Genomic DNA, 250 nt, shown 5'->3' on the forward strand with positions numbered 1-250 from the left:
GTCGCGGCCCGGGCAGCTGGTCCACGTCGATATCAAGAAACTCGGCCGCATCCCCGACGGGGGCGGCCACCGCACCCTCGGCCGGCAAGCGGGCAAGAAGAACAACAACGGACACGGTCGCAGCGGCCGCGGCTACTCCTTCCTGCACCACGCCGTCGACGACCACTCCCGGCTCGCATACTCCGAGATCCACACCGACGAACGCAAAGAGACCGCCGCCGGGTTCTGGCAGCGCGCCAACGCCTTCTTC

Annotated in this window: 1 pseudogene; it reads left to right on the top strand. The window is 68.4% G+C overall.

The features are described from left to right. A pseudogene (locus AC1RP1_RS08440) lies at positions 1 to 250 on the top strand (IS481 family transposase); the annotation flags it as partial.

The sequence above is a fragment of the Dellaglioa sp. CoH-56-MRSF-13 genome, from assembly GCF_056782095.1.